Source organism: Spirillospora sp. NPDC049652 (assembly GCF_040675125.1).
Taxonomy (GTDB): domain Bacteria; phylum Actinomycetota; class Actinomycetes; order Streptosporangiales; family Streptosporangiaceae; genus Spirillospora.
Genome location: NZ_JBFAOF010000943.1, coordinates 1 through 2,694 on the forward strand (window position 1 = coordinate 1; position 2,694 = coordinate 2,694).

At 69.7% G+C, this 2,694-nt stretch carries 2 protein-coding genes and 1 pseudogene; 1 reads left to right on the forward strand and 2 read right to left on the reverse strand.

Annotated elements, in window-relative coordinates; genetic code table 11:
• A pseudogene (locus AB0J52_RS35195) lies at nucleotides 1-129 on the reverse strand (nucleotide exchange factor GrpE); the annotation flags it as partial.
• Nucleotides 126-1,982, reverse strand: a complete 1,857-nt coding sequence (gene dnaK / locus AB0J52_RS35200; RefSeq protein WP_500187237.1) for a molecular chaperone DnaK — start codon at nucleotides 1,980-1,982, stop codon at nucleotides 126-128. The pseudogene AB0J52_RS35195 and the gene dnaK, both read right to left, overlap by 4 nt.
• 371 nt (nucleotides 1,983-2,353) lie before the next feature.
• Between dnaK and AB0J52_RS35205 the strand changes: the two genes are divergently transcribed.
• The coding region (locus tag AB0J52_RS35205) for an RNA polymerase sigma factor (protein WP_500187238.1) at nucleotides 2,354-2,694 on the forward strand (341 nt) is incomplete at its 3' end.

Below are 2,694 nucleotides of genomic sequence, written 5' to 3' on the forward strand. Positions count from 1 at the left end.
CCCGGGGGCCCCGGGCGCCGGGGCGGACTCGGTGTCCCCCCCGGCGTCCCGGACCTGGCCCGTCTCAGGGTCGATGCGCCGCCGGTCGCGGATCACCGGGCCGTCGTGCTCCTCACGAGGTGAGGTCACTTGGCGTCACCCTTCGGCTTGTCCTCGTCCACGATCTCGGCGTCGACGACCTCGTCGTCCTGCGGCTGCCCGGCGTCCGCGCCGGCCTGCTCGCCGCCCGGCTGGGCCGCGCCCTCCGGGTTCTGGGCGTACATCGCGGCGCCCATCTTCTGGCTGGTCTGGGCGAGCTTGTCGGCCGCGGACTTGATCGCCTCGACGTCGGTGCCCTCCAGGGCCTTCTTGACGTCGGCGACGCCGGCCTCGACCTCGGTCTTCAGCTCGTCCGGGACCTTGTCGCCGTTCTCGCGGAGGAACTTCTCGGTCGAGTACGCGAGGGTGTCGGCCTGGTTGCGGACCTCGGCCTCCTCCTTGCGCTTGCGGTCCTCCTCGGCGTACTGCTCGGCCTCCTGCATCATGCGGCTGATGTCGTCCTTCGGCAGCGCCGAGCCGCCGGTGATGACCATCGACTGCTCCTTGCCGGTGCCGAGGTCCTTCGCCGAGACGTTCACGATGCCGTTCGCGTCGATGTCGAAGGTGACCTCGATCTGCGGGACGCCGCGCGGCGCCGGGGGCAGGCCGGTGAGCTGGAAGGTGCCGAGCTTCTTGTTGTACGCCGCGATCTCGCGCTCGCCCTGGTAGACCTGGATCTCCACGGACGGCTGGTTGTCGTCGGCCGTGGTGAAGGTCTCCGAGCGCTTGGTCGGGATCGTGGTGTTGCGCTCGATGATCTTGGTGAAGATGCCGCCCTTGGTCTCGATGCCGAGCGACAGCGGGGTGACGTCCAGCAGCAGGACGTCCTTCACCTCGCCCTTGAGGACGCCGGCCTGCAAGGAGGCTCCGATGGCCACCACTTCGTCAGGGTTCACGCCCTTGTTGGGCTCCTTGCCGCCGGTCAGCTCCTTCACCATCTCGCTGACCGCGGGCATGCGGGTCGAGCCGCCGACCATGACGACCTGGTTGATGTCGCCGACGGTGATGCCCGCGTCCTTCAGCACCTGCTGGAACGGCGCCTTGGTGCGCTCGAGCAGGTCGCTGGTGAGGCGCTGGAACTCGCCCCGGGTGAGCTTCTCGTCCAGGTGCAGCGGGCCCTCCGCCGAGGCGGTGATGTAGGGCAGGTTGATCTGCGTCTCGGACGAGCTGGACAGCTCGATCTTGGCCTTCTCGGCGGCCTCGCGGAGCCGCTGCAGCGCCATCTTGTCCTTGGACAGGTCGACGCCGTTGGCGTTCTTGAACCGCTCGACCAGCCACTCGACGACCTTGTTGTCCCAGTCGTCGCCGCCGAGGTGGTTGTCGCCGGAGGTCGCCTTGACCTCGACGACGCCGTCGCCGACCTCCAGCAGGGAGACGTCGAAGGTGCCGCCGCCGAGGTCGAAGACCAGGATGGTGGCCTCGTTCTCCTTCTCCAGGTGGTAGGCCAGCGCGGCCGAGGTCGGCTCGTTGATGATGCGCAGGACGTTCAGGCCCGCGATCTGGCCGGCCTCCTTGGTGGCCTGGCGCTGGTGGTCGGAGAAGTAGGCGGGCACGGTGACGACCGCGTCGGTCACCGGCTCGCCGAGGTAGGCCTCGGCGTCCCGCTTGAGCTTCTGGAGCACGAACGCCGAGATCTGCTGCGGCGTGAACTCCTTGTCGTCGATCTTCTGCTTCCAGTCGGTGCCCATCTCGCGCTTGACCGACCGGATGGTGCGGTCAACGTTGGTGACGGCCTGGCGCTTGGCCACCTCACCGACGAGGACCTCGCCGTTCTTGGCGAAGGCGACGACGGACGGCGTGGTCCGCGACCCCTCCGCGTTGGCGATCACCGTGGGCTCGCCGCCCTCCAGAATCGCGACGACCGAGTTGGTCGTCCCGAGGTCGATGCCGACCGCACGTCCCATGTCTCGTCCTCCGTGGATCTAGCTAGCTGTCGCCGCCGCGGGGGCCGGGTGGGCCCCCGTGTCCGGCGCGAGTCTTCCGCTGTCTGCCAGGGTGCCGCGCCCGGGATCTCTTGTCAAATGACTTGAGTCGGGCGGACTCAACTTTGCTGACGTCTCGTTCAACAGGACGTCTGAGCCGCCTATTCCCGTTCCCGGATGCCCCCCATCTCAGGGACGAATCCTCTTCAAGGAGGAGCGGCCACCCTGCTCAGGGAGGAACGGCCCCGGGCTCCGGCCGTGCGCCCGCCGCGTCCGCGCGGAAGCGTGAAAGTGTCCGAGGGCTTCGGGTGATACCGGGACGACCGCCATCCGCGCCACGGAAAGGCCCCCATATGACACGGGAGTCCCTCACCGCCCCGCCCCGGGGCGACGACTCGGCCGTGCTGACCTCGTCCCGGACGCACCCGGAGCGCTTCGGCGCGATCTTCGACGCCTACCACGAGGAGATCCACGGCTACGCGGCCCGCCGCCTCGGAGCGGACGCCGCCGCCGACGTCGCCGCGCAGACGTTCCTGGAGGCGTTCCGGGCGCGGCACCGCTACGACCCGGCCCGCGCGTCCGTCCGGACCTGGCTGTACGGCATCGCCACCAACCTCGTCGGCAAGCAGCGCCGCGCGGAGGTGCGGGCGCTGCGGGCCCGCGGCCGGCTCGGCCCCGACCGCGACGCCGAGGG

Coding starts and splice junctions, on each gene's coding strand:
- dnaK (WP_500187237.1), bottom strand. CDS start 1,982: ATGGGACGTGCGGTCGGCATCGACCTCGGGACGACCAACTCGGTCGTC.